The following is an 18,517-nucleotide window of genomic DNA, read 5'->3' as shown; positions in this document are numbered from 1 at the left end:
AGGGTTCGCCGCTGGCCCCGTATAATGCCGAAGATACCGCAAAGCGGTAGAAGTGGCGAAGCCATCGGGCAAGGTGGCGTCCATTGGCGGGGATGGAGAATCCCACGTACTTTAGTCGTGGGAGTTTGTCAACTTCCTAAATGAATAGCTATTAAATGAAAAGGCCCGGTGGAAACCGGGTCTTTTTTTAGTATGATGCCGTGCATTTTCTCAGGAATAATCCGTTGCCATATCGCATCATCATTTTTCGGGAATCTTGGTCGATTTCAAGCGTTAGTTTTGGACAGTTTGAATTTCTGATCATCATTGTCAAAATGTCTGCCGGAATTTTAACCTTCATGGACTGATCGTGAACTGTCACCTCGCCTACACTTAGATTGACGTGAATACGTTCTTCGTCAGAGTTTTCGACGGAAATGGTACCTTCGTCAATTGCGCTGATGGTCAGCATGCCTGTTGGGTTGATGTAATTGATCCCGAATATTATGTCAATGGATGCCGCAATTGCACCGCTGTCGATCGTGATGAACTTTTTGAGCCCTGTAGACGTGAATGTTTCTAGTTTAGTATTTTCATACCCGGCGACAATCTGGGAATTTTTTGCGGAAAGTCGCAGATATTTGAGACGATCGTCGATTTCCAGCTTTACAACTGCATCAAGTTCATCTGAAATCGATTTGATCAACGGCAATACCTTGAATGTGTTTGCTGCAATGCGGATGGAGAAATCTGGCGCATCCGATGTCTGTGTTGTTGCAGCCTGCATTACTGTGGCAATGGTAATTCTGTCGTCGCCAGTCCTGAATGATACGATTCCGTTCTTTCGGTAGATTTCCAATGAATCGAATTCATAAAGTGCATCAATAACGGTGTTGAATGTCATCTGGTCAATGTCTACCGTAGATGTTGGGTTAATGTCGGTCATTGGGAAAAATTCACCCGCCGGCTTAAATCCACATTCCAGCTCAAAACCTTCCAGACGGTCATTATAGTAGGCACCCATGTACAATTTACCATCGGCAATCCACATTACCGTTGCTTTTTCTGTACGAATTTTCTTGGATGCGACGCAAAGGTCATTTGCAAAGATAAATACTGGTTGTTCAAACGGGGCCGAAGACAACATCGTACTCACTGAAGTATGGATGCCGTTTTCTGTATCAATATCTAGCATGATGAGTCCATCTTCGTTTTCATGGGTGGACAACATCGCCTTGGTATTCAAATCTGTGATCGATTCTGATATCAGGGCCATAGCTTGGTTAAATTTACCTGTATTACTTAGTAAAAGCATTTTAGGGGATTCCATTAGAAACTCCTGTTATTTTTTACTTAAATTATGTCAAAACCACGGCTTACCGTGGTTTTTGTGTTAAATTTGTGAGAATGCCCCAGATATATCGCTTCCGTCTTGCACGTCTGAATTACCGATCGCCGCAATACTTTCTGGCGTGGTTTCGTCGAAATTGAATGTTTCGCTGGAATCATTTGGTAATGCTGGTTCGCTGTCATCGGTTGGTTCACTAAATTCCATATTGAATTCATCGGATCCACCGGCACCATTCATGTCGTCGGCGAAATTGATGTCTGCTACTAGCGAGTTGAATTCGTCAATTTCATTATCATCAAACAATGTTGGCGCTCTGAAATCGATAGCCATTGGGTCTTGACCAACATCCTCGCCATTTTCAGCGTCTTCGGATGTTTTGCCATACTTGTATTTATCGTATACTTGAGTGGCGCCCTTGACGTTGATATAATTCTGTATCGGCTTATCGCCAAGACCATGTGGAGGATTCATCAATGCGTCCATATTTGTATCTTCAATTGCCTGATCAATTTCTGTCTTGATTACCTTGGGGTCCTTGCCAGACATGTATGCTGCATTCTGCACCTGATGTGATGTAGATTTGTTCTTGACGATATTGCTGGATGGCATGATGATTACGTTATGATCAACTTTACCGCTCATAGTGTACCTCGATTTTCCATAAAACAGTTTATAAGTGGTTTCAACAATAAATTAGATCTTATATGAACTACCCACCCACTAAAGATGGGTGGGTTTCCCCGTGCCCATCCGTGGCATTACAGGCTTCCTGATCACGGTGTGCAACCACACCAGTATCAACAGGCTTAATGGATTTATCCATTCCCTCAGTCATTGGTTCTCTACTATCAGTCTCTTGCTGACCTTGTGCTGGAAATCAATTCTCTGGTTTCGTATTTTTTCGTGTACCAGAGCGACACGATGCTTCTGCTTCCGATAATTATTGGAGCCTTTGGTGCAATGTGACAGCTTTCGCTGTTCCTTTGCCAACTTTTGCTCACTCTTTCGGAAATATTTTGGATTTTCAATGACACAGCCATCGCTGTCTATCAGGAAATCCTTGATGCCGAGGTCGAAACCAACATCATTTTGATTAGGTGGCAACTTCATCCGTTCATCATCCATTTCCACTAGGATGGAACAGAAATACTTGCCTGTATTTGACTTGGATATCGTCAGACTGCATACTTTGGTTATAGGCAATGACTTGAAATCATAGTCCTGTCGGAACTTGACCTCACCAGCCTTCGGAATGAATATGCGGTCATTCCTAGCACCCCGAATCAATGTTTCCATTGTCTTAGACATCATTGCATTGCGGTAGGACTGCTTATCCCCTTTCTTCTTGAACTTCGGATAGCGTGATTTGCCATCAAAGAACTTCTGGTATGCACCCTTGGCATCCATATAGGCATTAGCCATTCCCTGACTGTCGGCTTCCCTCATCCAAGGCCATTCCTCCTTGAACGAGGCCAACTTAGGCGTAAATGATATACGAGACTCTTCAAAGATTGACTTCTTCAAGTCTATGAACTGGTTATAGATGAAACGGCAAGTGCCGAAGGTCTTGTTGAAGAACTTCTCCTGTCTTACTGTCGGGTACAACCGTATCTTGAATGCCTTGTTTATCATATACAGAAATGGCTAGTAGCGGACTAATTTGGCGTTCATTCCACTACCAGCCATCAAAAACTCTCTGATTACGTGGATTGGAGAACGCCAATTATCCTATCCACCATATAGTTTATATTACTTAGTTTGCGTTTTAGTTATGTTACCATTGGCATCTACTTTACATACACCCATCTTGGATTTTCTCATCATATCAGCATCATTGCCAGTCATGTCATTCTTGGAAATCATTTCTTCAATGACCTTATCAGTATCCAATTGTAATTGTTTATTCATACGGCATACTCCATTAAATATATCATTAAACTATATTATTTTCATCAGCAATTCATCTCACGGGTTAAAGACCCGTGAGTTTTTTGTTACAACTATTATAAACTTTCGGTAAAATACCATTAATGAGGTATGGTCATGTACAAGGCTAATGAATTCGAAAGTATTTTAGACATCATTGATCAGATTGCAGCTGAACCGATCGATGATACCCCGTACAACATCGTTGCCAATCCAAAGCCTGTTGTCGAATCCGTCGTTGATTTTAACGGCATCAAGGTTGACACTGGTTCTTGGTCGTCTGGCAAGGGTGTTGATGCATCCGCTAAGAGTGTAGGCGCTGTCAAGGTTCCTTCCAAGGGTTCCGCTACACAGGTTATCAAGCAGGATACAGTCACCGACAAAAAAGATGACGGAAAGGTCACTACGCTCACTACTAATGTGAAGGCTGAAGTGTCTGACGCACCTAAGGCTGGCTCAGGTAATGGCGGCTTCGACGCTATTGCTAAGGCAGCACAGGCAGCGCAGAAGGCTAAGGTCACCCCGAAGCAGAAGTTTGACGCCAGTTGCGCAACCCAGAACAAGGCTGAATTGTTCCGTGGTTATGTAAAGTCGCTGGCTGTTGATGAACAGTCTGCTCGTGACGCCGAAAAGATTCTTGCTAAGTTTGACGAAATCACCAAGTTCTTCGCCAACAAGAAGTAATAGCTGAATTATTCATTCAAAAAGGCCTCCATTTGTGGGGGCCTTTTAAAATTTGGAATTTGTTTCGAATGTTGCTACATTTTTTCGCATGAGCGAAAATGTATCTACAGAAAATGAAATTCCTATGTATCGTGCAGTTTACCACGATACTGATGATGACCGTATGTTCATCTGGTATGTCGATGGTACCATGGATACAGTCAAGGTGAAGCATGAGTTTTATACCACCATTCAGGGTGAATATGGTGCAAAACCATGTGGCATGAAGAATATCTGGGACGAGGACGTCTATAAGGTTGTTATGGAACCGAAGGACGGCATGTCAAGTGCGAATTTAGAACGTGAAATTAGGAAGGCTTCTGCCGGCCCAAATAATCATTATGCCGAAATCGATATTGATCCCATTGGTCGTTTCCTTCAAAAACATTATGAAAATGCTGGGATGCTTCACCCGAATATGGCGGACTTTAACCTGTCGTTTTTGGATATTGAAGTTGAAACGGTCGGTCGTTTCCCTACGGCTGCCCGTGCTGAATACCCTATTAACTGTTGTACCATATATTTTTCTAAGACAGATTCGTATATCGTATATGGCGTCGAGAAGGATGTTTCCCCGAAGGTTAAGGAAGAATTGGCAAAAAATAATGCGGTATATTGCCTTTGTGCCAATGAAACTGAATTGATCCAGAAATTATGCCATGACATAGGAAGCCATGATGTAGATATTTTATCAGGTTGGAACTTTAAATACGATACTACTTATATTGCAAATCGTGCAAAGATGCTTGGGATCAGTCTAGATCCGATGTCACGTTTACGTGGACGTCATCAGCATGCGTACTTTTCTAAGGACGGCGAACTGATTATCAACGGAACTGCCGTCATTGACTTTTTGGAATTATATAGAAAGTATACCTTCTCTGAACAGCCGTCATACAAGTTGGACTATATCGGCGGTATTATTTGTGATGAGCATAAGGCGCCGCTTCCGGAAGGCTATTTATCATGGCGAAATCACTGGGATATGTTTATCCTGTATAACTTTCAGGACGTTCGCCTGTTGAAGAAAATTGAAGCCAAGGTCAAGATGTTCAATCTTGCCGTATCCGCTGCAGCGGAAGCTCGTGTGCCTTTCACATCGGTTTTTGAATCCAAGAAAATGCTTACTGGATTCGTACTGAACCATCTGCATCATACAAATCGTGTGTTCCCCCCGTATCGTGCGCAGAATAAGGAAACGTTCCCGGGCGCATTCGTGTATTCTGTTCCGGGATTTAAACGTATTTTAGTGTCGTACGACTATCGTTCTCTTTACCCCTCTATTATGATGACGTTCAATACGTCGCCGGAACTGAAGGTGACATTCCCGATCGATTATGTGCTTTCTGAAGCAGAGCGCAAGGTGTTGATTAAGTCGCCGTGGGATCATAATGGTAAGTATCAGGTCTATTTCCGTAAGGACAAGGTTGGGGTTGTTCCTGAAGTTACCAGATTGCTGTTTGATGGTCGTTCAAATCTAAAGAAGCAGATGAAGAAGGCCAAAAAGGCTGGTAATAAAGAATTGGCTGCAATCTATGATATGATGCAGAAGGTTTATAAGGTCCTTGGTAATTCTCTGTATGGTTTGCTTGGATCTAATTTCTTCGCATTCTATGATGTTGACAATGCTGCGTCTATTACTGCTTATGGCCAGCGGTTGATTAAGTTTACGATCGCATGTTTGGCTGAATACATCAATAACGACATTGCTAACGATAATCGTTTTAAGGAAGTATTTGGGTATACGCCGACTATCGACCCCGAACTGGTTGGTACCTTTATCGATGCTGATGGTGAAACGAATTACAAGCGAATGAGCCATGGCGATACAGACTCATTCTTTGTCAAGTTTGAAGATATCTATAAGGAATTTGAGGAAAAGCAGGGTACCGGTACTGAAGTGATCGTATTTAAGGGCCATGACTGCATTGAACATTATACATTCGACAATGACCATGAGTCAGATTCAAAGATTGCGTTCAATCGTATGTGCAATAAGTATGCTCATGATGCTTGGAACCATGATGATATGCGTGTACCCGATGAAAAGACTGGCTTTACTAAGTGTCAGATTTCATTTGCCGATGGCATGTTCATGGACGGGGACTATCGTATAATCTATAATCGTTATCGACTCACCGATTTCTGTCGTATATTGGATGCTGTTATTCTGGAAGAAAAACTAGATGAATACATGCTTCGATATGCTGAACAATGGAACTATTATACGAACGAATTGTTCCTGAAGCGTGAAAAATGCATATTTAAAGCTATCGTGACGGCCAAGAAGAAATACATTTGCCTTGTCGAAAGTATGGAAGATATCGTATATCTTGATCAGGGTCATAAAGGCGATGACGGTTGGGTTAAGGGTACGCTTGATGTCAAGCCGGAATATGCAATTACAGGTCTTGAACTTGTCCGTAGTTCTACTGCATTGTTCGGTAAGGACCGTATGATGGACATGGTTAATCTGATGATGGATACCATGGATAGGTCTGTGGTGCGTAAAAAACTGCTGGAAATGAAAACTGAATTCTTCAATGCAGTGCGTGAAGAGAATTTTACATACATCGCATGTCCGTCAGGTGTTAAGGGTGAACCCCCTACGTACGCTGAACTGGAAACGATGCACCCCGACCTGCGTAGTAACATTGACTGGCGTGTTCAGGCTGGTTCTGTGTGGAATTATTTGATTGAATCTGACCCGGTGCTTTCCCAGACGCCTTATGAGCCTATATATGCAGGCAGTAAGATGAAGTTCATCAAAAAAGCTGATAATTTGTTTGGTGTGAGTATTATATGCTTTACAGGCGAAGAATGCCCGAAGCGACTGCTGGAAATATTCCACCCTGACTGGGAAAAACATTGGACCGTATCGGTAGCCCAGATTCTCGGCAGATTGTTTAGTGCCGTAGGATGGGATGAGCAGCTTGAGTATGATGAGAGCGAATTTATGCTTGAGTGGATGTAGAACCGCTATCGGATGCCGAGAAGCTTTGGCCACCAAGAGTGCCATTTGCTTCTTTGGTCATTCCTAAGCTTGTTCGTCCCGGAACGACTACTGTTGGTTTCTTGACTTTAGCGTTTTCAGAATTTTGCAATTTTCCGCTAACAATATGCTGCTGATTATCGATGGTCTCGGCAGACTGTTCTTTTGCGAGTTCGGCTTCTTTAAATACGGAATCCTTGACATCATCGAAATATTCGTTATTGTTTATGCCATGGTCACATGCCGCCGGTTCTGGAATGGTCGTGATAGGCATATTGTCTGGCGATAGGTTTGCCTCATAGATCGCCTTGTAGATTGATTCTACAGCTTCCCGCATTATAGGCGATATGTCGGCGGTTGATTCGATATATGTCAAAAATTTGGATTTCATGATAGAAGTTTATATCTTTTATCAAAAGAGGTTTAATATGGCTGTAGATGTTTTTACTTGTGATGGTATTTCTGAAGACGGCGAACAAGTGTCTGTCGATTCTGTCGTGAACGCTGAATTAGATAAGAATCTTCCGTGGGTTGAACGTTATCGTGGTCATGATCTTGACTCGATTATATTGCCGGAGCATGTCGAGAAGCAGTTCAGGTCAGCATTTAAGTTCAATCAGTTCAATAATTATATCCTGTATTCTGGGCCATCTGGTACAGGAAAGACGTCTTTGGCACGAGCAATACCTGAGATGCTTGGTACACCGTACCTGTTTTTGTATGGAAAGCGTGATTCCGAGATCCTTGCCGATATCGAAGAATATGCTCAGTATAGTTCTGGCAATGGTATGCCTCGTTTTGTCGTGATTGACGAAGCTGACGGCGCCCGTTTACCTGTACAATTTTACAGAGCGCTCCAGTCGTTGATTGAGGGATCTGCATCAACTTTGCGCTTTGTTCTTACATGCAATGACTTTTTCCGTATCCCTAATGCGGTGAAGTCACGCTGCTCATGTATCGAATTTACGGCACCTGATGTCGAAAATGAAGAATATAAAAAACGTGTTTTTAAACGTTTGATGTATATAGCACGTACCGAGACATCTGCAGTCGGCGGTACGGTAGACAAAAACACCGTTGCGAAAATCATGTATAACTATGCACCTGATATTCGTTCTATGATTCAGGTCATGTATAATACGTTCAATGAGAATGATGGTAGTATTGTCGGGGAGCCTGTTGCGCTTGCACATGACTCCGTTGCGGAAATTTTTGAATTGGTGACAAAGTTTGACGCAAAGGGATTGTACCGTTATCTGTCCGAAAACATTTCTTTCTGCCAGTCGGTGTATGTTCCATTTGGCGACTATGCAGTTGACCAGTTGCCTGATACCGCAATGATCCCATTTGGTATTTCATTGGCCAAGGCGCTTGAACGTTCTACAAAGCAGGTTGACCAGATGTATGCACTATGGGGATTCTTGCTTGAGGTAATGCAGATTATCCATGCAACATCAAAGGACTGGAAGTGGGTAAAGCCTAATGTTTGATCGTGAAAAATTTATCATGGACCGAAATCTGGGACAGCCGGTGACCGAGGAGGATATCGATAATTTCGATACCTATATGGCAATCCTTACGATTTCGATGACCCCCAATTTATATAGAGAGGGGGTGTCGCTTAATACAACTGACTTTACCAAACTGACAAAGAAGGTTCAGGCGAAGGTGATGCAGGGGTTTAATGGTAAACATCTGAACAATGGATGGTTAAAGGCGCCGGCCGCCGCAATCGCTGATAGGGAGGCATATAAACAACGTGTCATGAAATTGTATGATACCGATGGGCATACTGCTGAATTTATGATTCAGCAGAATGATCTTGACCGAAAGGTTGTCGATGAATTGTATGCGTACAAATTCGATGGTATTGCGCCTAAATCAAAGACTAGCAGAGGTAAGAATGCCGGGGCCAGAAAAAAGTGACGTTCAGTCAATAATGGAAATATTTGGATGCGATGAAGAAAAGGCTACCAAAATGATAGCCTGTGGGTTTAATGTTGATTTTATGCACTCTGGCGTAGAAAAGACATTGAATGATGAAGTTCACCTTGACAGCAAAGCGGAAACCTTGAAAGATGCGTTAGCTAAAGCAACGGCCAAGTTTGATAAGGGTGCTGAGAATATTTAGCATATTCTTGCTATCGTCATTGCCTTCTTCACCTACGGAAGATTCAGGAACCTGCGATTTGGCAGGTTCTTCTGTATTTACTACGTCGCCGGTATCATCGTCAATAGGTTCACCTGATTCTTCATCGGCAGTTTCGATGTTTTCCGGGTCGGTTTCTAGGGTGTTGTCCAATGCCTCGTCGGTTTCTTCAATTTCATCTTGGGCGGCCTGCTCATCAACTTTTGTAATTGCAATGTCTGGCAGGATTTCGGTATCCAGAGCTTTTTCCGCATAATGATTAATCATGCCGATTAGACGTTCATCGGGCTCACGTCCGCTGAACTCATCATCGGCGTTGGCAAAATTATATAGGAATTCAATTACGCTCTTGCCGTTGATGTCTCGTTCGTACCAGACGTTACCCGGAATAGATGATTCTGGGTCTCCGGGTTTAGTTAATTCGGTAAACTGCATCGGTGTTTTTAAGATTGTTTCGATCAGTTCGTAGTTAATCTGTTCGGTAAACGCACCAAGTGCCGCCATGATAAGGACTTTTAGTACGCAGTCACCGTTCGAATTCTTTGCAGTCAGATTTCTCGGGTCGATTCGCAACAAATCAGTAAGCTGGTTGTCCGCCCATACATGTAGCATGGTTGTCCAGTTCTCACTGGACGTACGGATTTCTTGGGTAAACTGCTCCGGGAATGTCAGCAAGGCTTTTTTGGTATTAGGTGAAATCAATTCAACTTTCTTATTGAATTCGTTCTGAATCGCCTCAATTAGGGGACGTTCATCTGGATATGCGTCCTTCATTCGATTTAATCTGCAGTTGAATGCCTTTTTGTTGATCATATAAAGCCTTTGAACGATTATTTACACATAGTTTATAGTTTTTTCCCTAAAATCGGCTAAAAAACGTGACCACCCCATAAACTTTTCACAAATGAACTTAATGTGAAAACATGAGGTATACTATGGGAACAAAAATGGGTGCTGCTGGAGTTCGCATTGAACTTAAAGACAGCTCTGCATACAGTATGGTCGAAGACCCGAAAACTGTGGCAGGCATTGTAGGTTTCGCTTCCAAGGGTGAACTCAATAAGATCATTACGTTGGCAAATACGGCTGAACAGGACACCAAAATTGGGTATGGCTTCCAGAGCTATAAGTACAATCAGGGTCTGTATGCAGCTCGTGCAGTGCTTAATGCTGGTGGCTATGTTGAATTTATTCGTCCCTATGGCGAAACTATTGACAAGAGTGATCCCTATAAGAGGGATCTGAAGACTGATGCATACGTTGTCACATTCGACAAGAATGCGTACCGTTACACCAGCTATCCGAAGAATTCGTTTAATATCAAGCATTTTGCATCGACCCGTTATAAGACTGATGGTGCCGCTGAATATGGCGTTACTCGTAAGATTAACAATATTTCCGAAACTATTGCGGAAGGTACTAACGTCAACTTTAACGTTAACGCAAGTGAAACGTTCTCTGATAGTGATAAGTGCCGTTGGTATGACGATAACCGTAAGCTGCAGCCTACCGATACCGTCTTGTTCGCTATGATGAATAGTGACCCGAGCAATTCTTATCGTGCATATACTCGCTATGATATTGTTAGTTGCGAATATGATAAGAAAACCGCCGTATCAGGTGCAAATCCTAAAATCACATGTACTTTGTCTACTTACCCGGGCTTTATTGTCGGTGACCGTGTGCGTCTCCCTATTACGGATGGTGGAACATCGTCTCGTAGTGCAGAAGCTTTGGTTACTGGAATTGTTGATAAGACCGTTAATCTTGAAGTACTTGACGCCAAGTTCATGGCTAATGGCGTGAATAAGCCGAATGCAATCATCTACTGTGATCATGAAAATGCTGTCGCCGACGGCTATGATTATATGAATGTCCGCACCGCTGTGGCTGGAAATAGCGTTAAGACGTTCGCTTCAATGCATTGGGGTTCTAATGGGGCATATAACCCAGCTACCTCGATTAAGAATGGTCAGATGATCGAATTCTTGGATTCGTATAAGGAACCGTATTATCTCCGCTTTGTCAATAAGTCCAATACGTGCTATACTCACATGAAGTCTGGTTCTATTGTGAAGGTTGATGAAATCACCGGAAACTGGATTTTCAAGTCGTTGATGGAAACATCATCGCTCTTGATCGGTGATACCTTGCGTATCTACTACACGGTCGAAGTGGATGAAGAAACTACCAAAGAGTTGTATTGTGTTGTTGAAATCCTTGATGTTAAAGGTTCAGAGGTTACTACAACTGCTGGTAAAATTGAATCGACTACCTTGTTGACTAATGCTGCTAAAATTGTTGTTGATGAATTCAGCGAAAATTACGACGTATATAAAGTGGATATCAGCTCTGCAGAAACTTGGGAAGATGTTGCTAACGCTGTCGTTGAAGTTTTGCGCAACGCAAATATTGGATATGGCAATGGCATTATCGCCAATGATATCGACGAGTCATCCTTTGGTCATACGGGAAATGTGGTTTGGGTAAAACCAAGTGCCGCTTACGATTACTCTATTGGCGATAAGGTTGCAATCGTTCGTGGTAAGAATGTCCTTTCGTATGGTGAAAAGACAGAAAGAACTGGTGACGATAAGATGGTTGCAATTGATACAACTAACGTGGTAATGGTAACTACGATTACCGACATTAATGCATTGAGCGGTAAGATTACACTGTTGAATGATGTGCCAGAAAACTGTCAGACTGAAGTCACCTACAATGACGTTAATCATCCGTTGACTTATCAGCTTGTTGATTTGTCATTGTCTGCATACGTTGTGTACAACGCTGTTACGTCGCAGTCTTATGTACAAGTGGTGGAAGGAACCGACGTCAACATTAAAAAGGATGGATATAGGTATGAAGATGAAGATGGCCAATTTACCGCTTTGCAGTCTAACGTCATTGCTTCTCAGGCGTCTGTTGGTGACGTGATTACGTTCACCTATGAGGGCTTGTCGCCCGATGGTTCGACTCGTGTTCCGATGAGAGATGTTGGTTTCACGATTTCTACCATTGATACTGCGTCTGGCTGGATGACTGGTTTGACGGTGAAGAACCTCCCCAAACCTAATCCGGATCGTCCCTATTTTGCCAACGCATACGAATGTAGTGTAGATACAGTTCATTACCGTGACGTTGTTGACACGTACATTATTTCGAACTACAGTTTGTATGTTGGTAAGGAAGACCAGAAGAAGGTCATGTGTGACGATGTTGATGACGACATTGATGTTATCATTAAAGCTTGCGATGGAAATGACGTGAAAGTTGAAGAATCTCCAAAGGTTTTGGCTGATTCTGATATCGGTGCTACTTTCTTGGGTCTTGGATTGGCTACGACTCAGTACCTTGATATCGATTTCAACGGTAATCCTCGTCAGGTCTATGTTTTGAATAGTGATGGTGAAAATATCGCTCGTATGTTCCTCGCCGTTAGCTATAAGTTCAATGGCCAGCTTTACGAATTCGAAGGTACCATCGTCCCGTACACCTACAACAATACTCAGTTGTTCATCGGTGATGCCGCTGACTCTGAATTGACAAATAGTGGTGCTACATTCGTACTGAACGAAAGTGGTATTCTGGACTATTTCCTTGAAAACGATTCATATGACTTGTCGCAGTCTATGGTTGAAGGTGTCCTGAATGGAAGCGTTACATGTATCGCTTACAATGACGATGACCCGGCTATCCAGAATGACGCTGTATGGTCCTATAATCCGAACAATAACCGTAGCGGCAGTACTCTGTCTACTGCTTGGAACCTCTACCTTGACAAGGATGGTTCTGATGTGTCCATGCTTGTTGCTGCCGGTGTCGGTATCAACAACCTGTTCATGAAGAATCTTGAAACCTTGAATACTCAGGTAATGCAGGCTATGCTTAATGTTTGCGAACTCCGTAAGGACTGTTTCGCAATTATGGATGGCGTCGGTGAAGCTAAGCTTGACACTGCATTGAAGAAGAATATCCTTGCTACCGGTTTCGGTTCGACCCTTGGACGTTGGGGTGCTATCTATGATGGCCGTTCTATCTTCTACGATTCCATTTATACGAATGGTAATGTCGAAGGCGTGAAGTCTATCCAGCTTGCATCCTTGATCACGTCAAACCGTGCAGGAAGTATCTGGTGGTTGCCTCCTGCAGGTAAGACTACCGGTGTTGTGCCGTCCGCATGGGGAACTCGTGAAAAGTATCCTCGCCGCTTCAGCTATCCGGAAGACCGTACGTCTGATATCGCTAAGCTGAGCGACATCCACTGTAACCCGACCCGTTCTACATCCGATGGCATGTATATCTGGGGCGACTTTACAATGCAGATGGAAGATACCGCATTTAACCAGATCCACGTATCCATGCTCATGGCCGGTGTCCACAAGAGCTTCTACAAGTATCTTGATGACAAGGTATTCCGCCTGAATACAGCTGCTCTTCGTCTGCAGATCACATCTGATCTTCAGGCTCGTCTCAACTCCATCATGACCGCAAATCCTGCCGGTTTCTATTCTGCCGTTGTTATCTGCGACGACAGCAACAACCCGCCGGAAGTCATTGATCAGAATAAGTTGTATGTCGATCTGAAGGTTCGTCCGACAAAGAGTACCCGTTACATCTATCTTCGTTCTGAAGTCCTCGCTACTAGCGATGGTAATCAGATCACGACAACACTTTCCTAAGGAGGCTGAATCATGGGTTATAATAACGACCAATTTAGTAGAAAGACCTTCTGGGCTGGTCAGATTGACAACTTACCGGATCCAGTGCGAAGCACCCGTTGGCGTATGATCATCCCCACCGATATCTTTAAGTTGATCGGTGTGGAAACTACTAACGGCGATTCGTTCGGTATCGATGGTGGTGACGATGACTTTACTCTCCATATCAACAAGGGTCTGAAGATTCCTGCGGTTAAGACCAAGGATGCTTCGATCAAGTATATGGGTTTTGAAAAGTATTATCCGACCCAGCAGGACGGTCTGGCAAATACCATTTCGATGGAATGCTTGCTCTTGGAAGACATGCGTGCGTACGAAGCTATGCTTGCTTGGAACCAGACTTGCTTCAATCAGGGTATTTTGGCAAGATCACCCGGTGCTATGGTGCCTGATAACGATCGTACGTCGGTCGAAGGCAACAACAACATCTACCTTGGCCTTGGCCAGCAGGAAAACCACAACAACCTGTATGCCAAGTTGCTGCGTAACGCTTGCGTTCGTTTGGAACTGTACGACTGGAATTATGGTAACGTGATTCTGACCGTCGTGTTCGAAAACGCATGGCCGAAAGCGGTGGATGCATCTAGCTTCGGCCTTGACTACGATCAGGCAAAGCTCGGAACATTTAAGGTTGAATTCCGTTACGACCGATTCAATCTGCATATTCCGAAGGGTTACGGCGTGATCTAATTGTCGTAATTGGATACAGAATATGGGTCTCCCTTCGGGGGGACCCTTTCTGATTTGAAAAAAATGATGGAATAAACTAGATTTTAATCGTTAGAGGTATTTTATGAAGCAAGATAGTAAAGTCCGTAATATGTTGAATAATGAACAGATCAAGAGGCTCCGTGAGTTCATGATGGAGACGCTTGACAGTAATGATGAAAACGGTCGCCCGGATTTGCAGAAAATCATGTATAATGCTACATACAACATGGGTGAGGGCGCCATGGAAATCGGTGGACTTATCTTGCAAGAAAAGATCAAGCTTGAAGAACTTGAAGATACGCTGCGAAAGACCAGAAAGCAAATATATGAAGAAACGATGCATACACGTTTACCGTTCAACCCGAACGCAGAAGGTGTTAAGACTATGGTTGATGGAAATGAAACCATATCTTCGTTGACGATGAAGGTCAACAAGCAAAAGGCATATATTGAATTCTTGGGTAATTGTCAGGAAGCGATTCGATATTATCCTAGAAATGCTAATTCGCTCGTAACCGTTGCAAATTATGGCCGTGAACATGGCATGATTATTTAGGGGTGCGTATGTCTACAGAAATTGACCCGTCACAGTTTTTTAACATTGACTTTACTGAAGGTTCCGCACCTGCGCCGGCCACCCAGTCTGAACCAAATGTGTTCGAAGGTATAGAATCACAGCTCCAGTTGCCACTAGGTTCTACTAAGGATGCGTTGAATAGTGCTAAACAGCTTGTGGCCGCTACAAAAACATTGTCTGCACAGGCCGATGCATTGCAGTTCAAGGATACGTCATTTGACGAAATCGAGGCCGATGAAATCAATGATGATGTATTGCGTCAGGATAGGGCCCGAATTCGACATGAGGCCCATGAACTGTATGATATGGGTAAGAACATGCTGCAGTTCATGTATGACCAGTTGAAAACTACGATTACGCCGGGCGACAAGATGTGGGCAGCCGTGGCGAATATGATTACGTCGGTCACTAATTCATTGGCAAATCTGAATAAGATGACTAAGGATTTTCGTGAAGAGAATGACCGTGACATTGAAAAGAAGATTCAATCCGGTGAAATCGGCAATAATGACGCACAAGAAATGGACATGACTCCGGACAAGATCAATAAGCTGATTGCTGGATGGACGGCTGCAAACGAAAAGAACATTAACGAACAGGTTCGTGCTACTGCCGAGGCAAACGAACGTAAACTTTTGGAAAATAAACAATGAGTCAAGTAGCTATAGTTGGTGACTTGCATTTTGCACCTAAGTGTGAAAATGCTACTATCAAGGATAATGTGGTCAAGGGACAGCATGCGTTCTTGGATTGGATGGTTGATGACCTGAAGGCAAGAAATGTAAAGCAGATCGTGTTCTTGGGTGATGTGTTTTCGAATCGTCAGTTCATTGCGGTTGGCGCACTAGATTATGCGATCAGTTTTTTCAAGGATAAGCTTGCTGACTTTGAAGTTTTTGTGATATCGGGGAATCATGACCTGATGTACGAAAACAGTAGTTCGGTGACATCAATTAGGATGCTGTCTTTGCTACCTAATGTCCATCTGTTTGCCGGTACGGTCGGAAAGCATGAAATTCTTGGTAAGACATGGTATTTTGTTCCATGGGTTATCCCTGATTCTGCAGAGAAGGTTAGTTCATGGCTAGTGAAGCTTGGCTGCCGCATGCAGTCGGATATCGAAAAGACCGTGATTGCTGGCCATTTTGAAATGGTCGGTGCGTTGATGGAGGCCGGCCAGATATCATCTGGAGGGTTTGAACCTAAGAAGTTCTTGGATGCGGCTAAGTTTACGTTTAGTGGACATTATCATTGCCGGTCTGAAATTACCGGAAAATCGGGTAATGATCATAAAATAGTGTATACTGGGTCCCCGTATCACTTGTCATTTGCTCACGTTGGCACCGACTGCGGGTATTATTTGCTGGATGACAAGGACAATATCACGTTTGTCGAAAATACTGTATCACCGAGATTTATTGAATGTGTCGATACAGAATTGGACAACTTGCCTGATATGACTAATTCATTCGTCAGGTATTACGTTCGTAATGACCGTTCGTTTGATGAAGCGTCTGAACTTAAAGGCAAGGTGCTTGACTGTAACCCCATCGTCATCAAGAGTATCCCTTATGGCGGTGAAGATACTGCAACGGTCGAGGAAGCTCGTGAGCAGGATAACGAAGAAGCAAGACGAATTATGTCTAGCGATTCCATCAGTATGGCTTCAATCTATATGGAAAAGCACCCTGAAATCCTACCTACGTTACATAGTGGCGAGAATCCTGCAGAAAAAATATTGTCATTCTTGCGAGAGTTTGATTCTAATCCATAAAAAAGTGTACTAATTTAGTTGTTAATTAAAAAATGTACAACTAAGGGTACGCTATATGGATTTCCAGAAGAAGATTGAAGAATATGTTAATGACGCTGTAAAGGATAAGGTTCATTTTGACATCCTGTTTGTGTCTGATGAATCCTCCAGATTGTCATTTATTCGTGGCGCTGGCGCAATGACTGAGTTTAAGCACTTTTATGGTCATATTGCGCCGATTAAGGTTACTACTATGGATAGTGCAACCTTTGTCGAGTCTCGCCCTGATCTTTCTAAATACAATGTACTGTGGGTTGATAACGTAGCAAACGGCACGTTCAACAATACCGTACTGTCTTTGGTTGATGAACTCATGGAAAAGCTGGCACCTAACTGGAAGGCCGACGCCGCTAATCTGTCTGCTGAAGAAAAGGAAGCATACATTGAACAGGCTAATGAATTCCGTTCCATGTCGCTCCGTATCATCTATGGTCTGGATGAATTTGTTTGGGATGCTCCGGGTGGCCGTCAGGTCAACATGATTACTGTCACTACAGTTGAAGACGCCATGTCTATTGCTGATGAGGTGATCGTCCCGAACGCAGAACTTGCCGGGGCTGTCAAGGAAATTGGATTTGTTCATGAAAAGAAGGAAGTGCTTGTCATCCCTACGTTCATGACAGAAAATTTCTACCCGGTCGGAAAGATCTTCCTGAAATCTACCGGATATTCTACATCCATCCGTACTCCGAAGGTTCTTGTCAAGGGTACCGTCATTCCGCAGAACGTGCAGAATTTGATCATCCATGGAACCGATAAGTATGATTTTACCGTGTGCTCTGTTGGTGAATTGGATGAACGTCTGGTTAAGCTGATTCAGGATAGGACCGTGCATAATATCCAGCACTGGGCAAATCCGTTTGTAAGCAAGACTAATGCGGTTAAGACTGCTGCAATTGAACGTGACGCTGGTTTTGATTTTGTGATTCATACTATGGGTGGCTCTGAACCCGATGACGTGAAGATCGATTATTATAACATTACTGCGGTGGATACCGATGCATTGATGTCAATTGCGTCCGGTGCCGTCGCTATTGCTGGTATTGATGATGCTGGATATGATGACGGCATGCATATCTGTAAGGCGACTGGAATGACATTTGGCGTAAAGACATCCGTAAAGGATCTTGACGCTATGCTTTCAAAGTGGAAGGTATGTGTCAACTGGGACAATATCTATGAAAAGCAGCGTCAGTTGCTGTCTACAAAGTTGCTGTCGTCGCCCGTTATCATGGCGTCGTACTTTAATGCAATGCTTGGCCGTCGAATTGCTGATGCCCGTAAGGAATATTTCAAGAAGGCTGAAGCTGCCGCCAATGCTGACATTAAGGAATCAAAGTAATGGTGTATTACGTTGTGAAATATGACGTGAATAGTTTTCAGGGGGATAAACCGTACGAAGATGATTCTACGGTTGCCCCTGAATTTATTGGCCCGTTTGATACCATTGAGGAAGCAAATGCTAAGATGGATGAATTGTCTAATGAAGCTTGCGATACAATTGATGTCCAACTGGTGAATGGGAAACAATACCAAGGGCCACAATATATCTATCGAGTGTGTGAGGGTACATAA

General features: G+C 43.3%; 18 protein-coding genes. 12 read left to right on the top strand and 6 right to left on the bottom strand.

What is annotated here, in order from left to right:
- Positions 1–187: 187 nt before the first annotated feature.
- The 4 genes from MJZ25_03810 to MJZ25_03795 all read right to left on the bottom strand — a co-directional run bounded on the left by MJZ25_03810 (position 188) and on the right by MJZ25_03795 (position 3,238).
- Positions 188–1,309 carry a hypothetical protein gene (locus tag MJZ25_03810; GenBank protein MCQ2123289.1) on the bottom strand — a complete coding sequence of 374 codons (1,122 nt, stop codon included), beginning with the start codon at positions 1,307–1,309 and terminating at the stop codon, positions 188–190.
- A gap of 63 nt (positions 1,310–1,372) precedes the next feature.
- Positions 1,373–1,972 (bottom strand): hypothetical protein, encoded by a 600-nt coding sequence (locus tag MJZ25_03805; GenBank protein ID MCQ2123288.1) that lies wholly within the window; start codon positions 1,970–1,972, stop codon positions 1,373–1,375.
- 189 nt (positions 1,973–2,161) lie between these two features.
- Positions 2,162–2,962 carry a transposase gene (locus tag MJZ25_03800; protein MCQ2123287.1) on the bottom strand — a complete coding sequence of 267 codons (801 nt, stop codon included), beginning with the start codon at positions 2,960–2,962 and terminating at the stop codon, positions 2,162–2,164.
- Positions 2,963–3,079: 117 nt separating this feature from the next.
- The gene (locus tag MJZ25_03795; GenBank protein ID MCQ2123286.1) at positions 3,080–3,238 is read right to left on the bottom strand and encodes a hypothetical protein; all 159 of its coding nucleotides are present in this window, start codon (positions 3,236–3,238) and stop codon (positions 3,080–3,082) included.
- A 135-nt stretch (positions 3,239–3,373) separates the two neighbouring features.
- Between MJZ25_03795 and MJZ25_03790 the strand changes: the two genes are divergently transcribed.
- Together MJZ25_03790 and MJZ25_03785 are read left to right on the top strand one after the other, a co-directional pair.
- Positions 3,374–3,940 (top strand): hypothetical protein, encoded by a 567-nt coding sequence (locus MJZ25_03790; protein MCQ2123285.1) that lies wholly within the window; start codon positions 3,374–3,376, stop codon positions 3,938–3,940.
- Positions 3,941–4,028: 88 nt separating this feature from the next.
- Positions 4,029–6,953, top strand: a complete 2,925-nt coding sequence (locus MJZ25_03785; GenBank protein ID MCQ2123284.1) for a hypothetical protein — start codon at positions 4,029–4,031, stop codon at positions 6,951–6,953.
- Here MJZ25_03785 and MJZ25_03780 read toward each other — a convergent pair.
- Positions 6,934–7,362: a hypothetical protein gene (locus tag MJZ25_03780; protein ID MCQ2123283.1), complete on the bottom strand. Its 429-nt coding sequence runs from the start codon at positions 7,360–7,362 to the stop codon at positions 6,934–6,936. The two genes, MJZ25_03785 and MJZ25_03780, sit on opposite strands and share 20 nt — an antisense overlap.
- A gap of 37 nt (positions 7,363–7,399) precedes the next feature.
- On the opposite strand from MJZ25_03780, the gene MJZ25_03775 reads away from it, so the two are divergent.
- From MJZ25_03775 to MJZ25_03765, 3 genes are read left to right on the top strand one after another with little or no spacing between them, the layout of a single operon-like run.
- Positions 7,400–8,461 (top strand): AAA family ATPase, encoded by a 1,062-nt coding sequence (locus MJZ25_03775; protein MCQ2123282.1) that lies wholly within the window; start codon positions 7,400–7,402, stop codon positions 8,459–8,461.
- Complete coding sequence (locus MJZ25_03770; protein MCQ2123281.1) at positions 8,454–8,897, top strand: hypothetical protein; 444 nt, start codon at positions 8,454–8,456, stop codon at positions 8,895–8,897. The genes MJZ25_03775 and MJZ25_03770 overlap by 8 nt, the downstream gene beginning before the upstream one ends.
- The gene (locus MJZ25_03765; GenBank protein MCQ2123280.1) at positions 8,875–9,102 is read left to right on the top strand and encodes a hypothetical protein; all 228 of its coding nucleotides are present in this window, start codon (positions 8,875–8,877) and stop codon (positions 9,100–9,102) included. The genes MJZ25_03770 and MJZ25_03765 overlap by 23 nt, the downstream gene beginning before the upstream one ends.
- Here the strand turns inward: MJZ25_03765 and MJZ25_03760 are convergent.
- Positions 9,055–9,933: a hypothetical protein gene (locus tag MJZ25_03760; GenBank protein MCQ2123279.1), complete on the bottom strand. Its 879-nt coding sequence runs from the start codon at positions 9,931–9,933 to the stop codon at positions 9,055–9,057. The two genes, MJZ25_03765 and MJZ25_03760, sit on opposite strands and share 48 nt — an antisense overlap.
- Before the next feature lie 122 nt (positions 9,934–10,055).
- Between MJZ25_03760 and MJZ25_03755 the strand changes: the two genes are divergently transcribed.
- The 7 genes from MJZ25_03755 (at position 10,056) to MJZ25_03725 (ending at position 18,517) form a co-directional block, all read left to right on the top strand.
- Positions 10,056–13,802 (top strand): hypothetical protein, encoded by a 3,747-nt coding sequence (locus tag MJZ25_03755; protein MCQ2123278.1) that lies wholly within the window; start codon positions 10,056–10,058, stop codon positions 13,800–13,802.
- Positions 13,803–13,814: 12 nt separating this feature from the next.
- Positions 13,815–14,531: a hypothetical protein gene (locus tag MJZ25_03750; GenBank protein ID MCQ2123277.1), complete on the top strand. Its 717-nt coding sequence runs from the start codon at positions 13,815–13,817 to the stop codon at positions 14,529–14,531.
- Between the two features lie 103 nt (positions 14,532–14,634).
- Entirely contained in the window at positions 14,635–15,108 is a 474-nt protein-coding gene (locus MJZ25_03745; protein MCQ2123276.1) for a hypothetical protein, read from the top strand.
- Positions 15,109–15,116: 8 nt separating this feature from the next.
- Positions 15,117–15,782 (top strand): hypothetical protein, encoded by a 666-nt coding sequence (locus MJZ25_03740; GenBank protein ID MCQ2123275.1) that lies wholly within the window; start codon positions 15,117–15,119, stop codon positions 15,780–15,782.
- On the top strand, positions 15,779–16,903 hold the full coding sequence (locus tag MJZ25_03735) for a metallophosphoesterase (protein MCQ2123274.1): 1,125 nt from the start codon (positions 15,779–15,781) through the stop codon (positions 16,901–16,903). The genes MJZ25_03740 and MJZ25_03735 overlap by 4 nt, the downstream gene beginning before the upstream one ends.
- 55 nt (positions 16,904–16,958) lie before the next feature.
- Positions 16,959–18,284 carry a hypothetical protein gene (locus MJZ25_03730; GenBank protein MCQ2123273.1) on the top strand — a complete coding sequence of 442 codons (1,326 nt, stop codon included), beginning with the start codon at positions 16,959–16,961 and terminating at the stop codon, positions 18,282–18,284.
- Entirely contained in the window at positions 18,284–18,517 is a 234-nt protein-coding gene (locus tag MJZ25_03725) for a hypothetical protein (GenBank protein MCQ2123272.1), read from the top strand. Before MJZ25_03730 ends, MJZ25_03725 begins: the two co-directional genes overlap by 1 nt.

Origin of the sequence: Fibrobacter sp., from assembly GCA_024399065.1 — a bacterium.
Taxonomy (GTDB): domain Bacteria; phylum Fibrobacterota; class Fibrobacteria; order Fibrobacterales; family Fibrobacteraceae; genus Fibrobacter.
Note: the sequence above shows the minus strand (reverse complement) of the source record. Positions and strands in the feature narration are given on the sequence as shown.

Bases quoted from the DNA above. Each gene is read 5' to 3' on its own strand.
- MJZ25_03810 (MCQ2123289.1), bottom strand. From the start codon at position 1,309: ATGGAATCCCCTAAAATGCTTTTACTAAGTAATACAGGTAAATTTAAC.
- MJZ25_03805 (MCQ2123288.1), bottom strand. From the start codon at position 1,972: ATGAGCGGTAAAGTTGATCATAACGTAATCATCATGCCATCCAGCAAT.
- MJZ25_03800 (MCQ2123287.1), bottom strand. From the start codon at position 2,962: ATGATAAACAAGGCATTCAAGATACGGTTGTACCCGACAGTAAGACAG.
- MJZ25_03795 (MCQ2123286.1), bottom strand. From the start codon at position 3,238: ATGAATAAACAATTACAATTGGATACTGATAAGGTCATTGAAGAAATG.
- MJZ25_03790 (MCQ2123285.1), top strand. From the start codon at position 3,374: ATGTACAAGGCTAATGAATTCGAAAGTATTTTAGACATCATTGATCAG.
- MJZ25_03785 (MCQ2123284.1), top strand. From the start codon at position 4,029: ATGAGCGAAAATGTATCTACAGAAAATGAAATTCCTATGTATCGTGCA.
- MJZ25_03780 (MCQ2123283.1), bottom strand. From the start codon at position 7,362: ATGAAATCCAAATTTTTGACATATATCGAATCAACCGCCGACATATCG.
- MJZ25_03775 (MCQ2123282.1), top strand. From the start codon at position 7,400: ATGGCTGTAGATGTTTTTACTTGTGATGGTATTTCTGAAGACGGCGAA.
- MJZ25_03770 (MCQ2123281.1), top strand. From the start codon at position 8,454: ATGTTTGATCGTGAAAAATTTATCATGGACCGAAATCTGGGACAGCCG.
- MJZ25_03765 (MCQ2123280.1), top strand. From the start codon at position 8,875: ATGCCGGGGCCAGAAAAAAGTGACGTTCAGTCAATAATGGAAATATTT.
- MJZ25_03760 (MCQ2123279.1), bottom strand. From the start codon at position 9,933: ATGATCAACAAAAAGGCATTCAACTGCAGATTAAATCGAATGAAGGAC.
- MJZ25_03755 (MCQ2123278.1), top strand. From the start codon at position 10,056: ATGGGAACAAAAATGGGTGCTGCTGGAGTTCGCATTGAACTTAAAGAC.
- MJZ25_03750 (MCQ2123277.1), top strand. From the start codon at position 13,815: ATGGGTTATAATAACGACCAATTTAGTAGAAAGACCTTCTGGGCTGGT.
- MJZ25_03745 (MCQ2123276.1), top strand. From the start codon at position 14,635: ATGAAGCAAGATAGTAAAGTCCGTAATATGTTGAATAATGAACAGATC.
- MJZ25_03740 (MCQ2123275.1), top strand. From the start codon at position 15,117: ATGTCTACAGAAATTGACCCGTCACAGTTTTTTAACATTGACTTTACT.
- MJZ25_03735 (MCQ2123274.1), top strand. From the start codon at position 15,779: ATGAGTCAAGTAGCTATAGTTGGTGACTTGCATTTTGCACCTAAGTGT.
- MJZ25_03730 (MCQ2123273.1), top strand. From the start codon at position 16,959: ATGGATTTCCAGAAGAAGATTGAAGAATATGTTAATGACGCTGTAAAG.
- MJZ25_03725 (MCQ2123272.1), top strand. From the start codon at position 18,284: ATGGTGTATTACGTTGTGAAATATGACGTGAATAGTTTTCAGGGGGAT.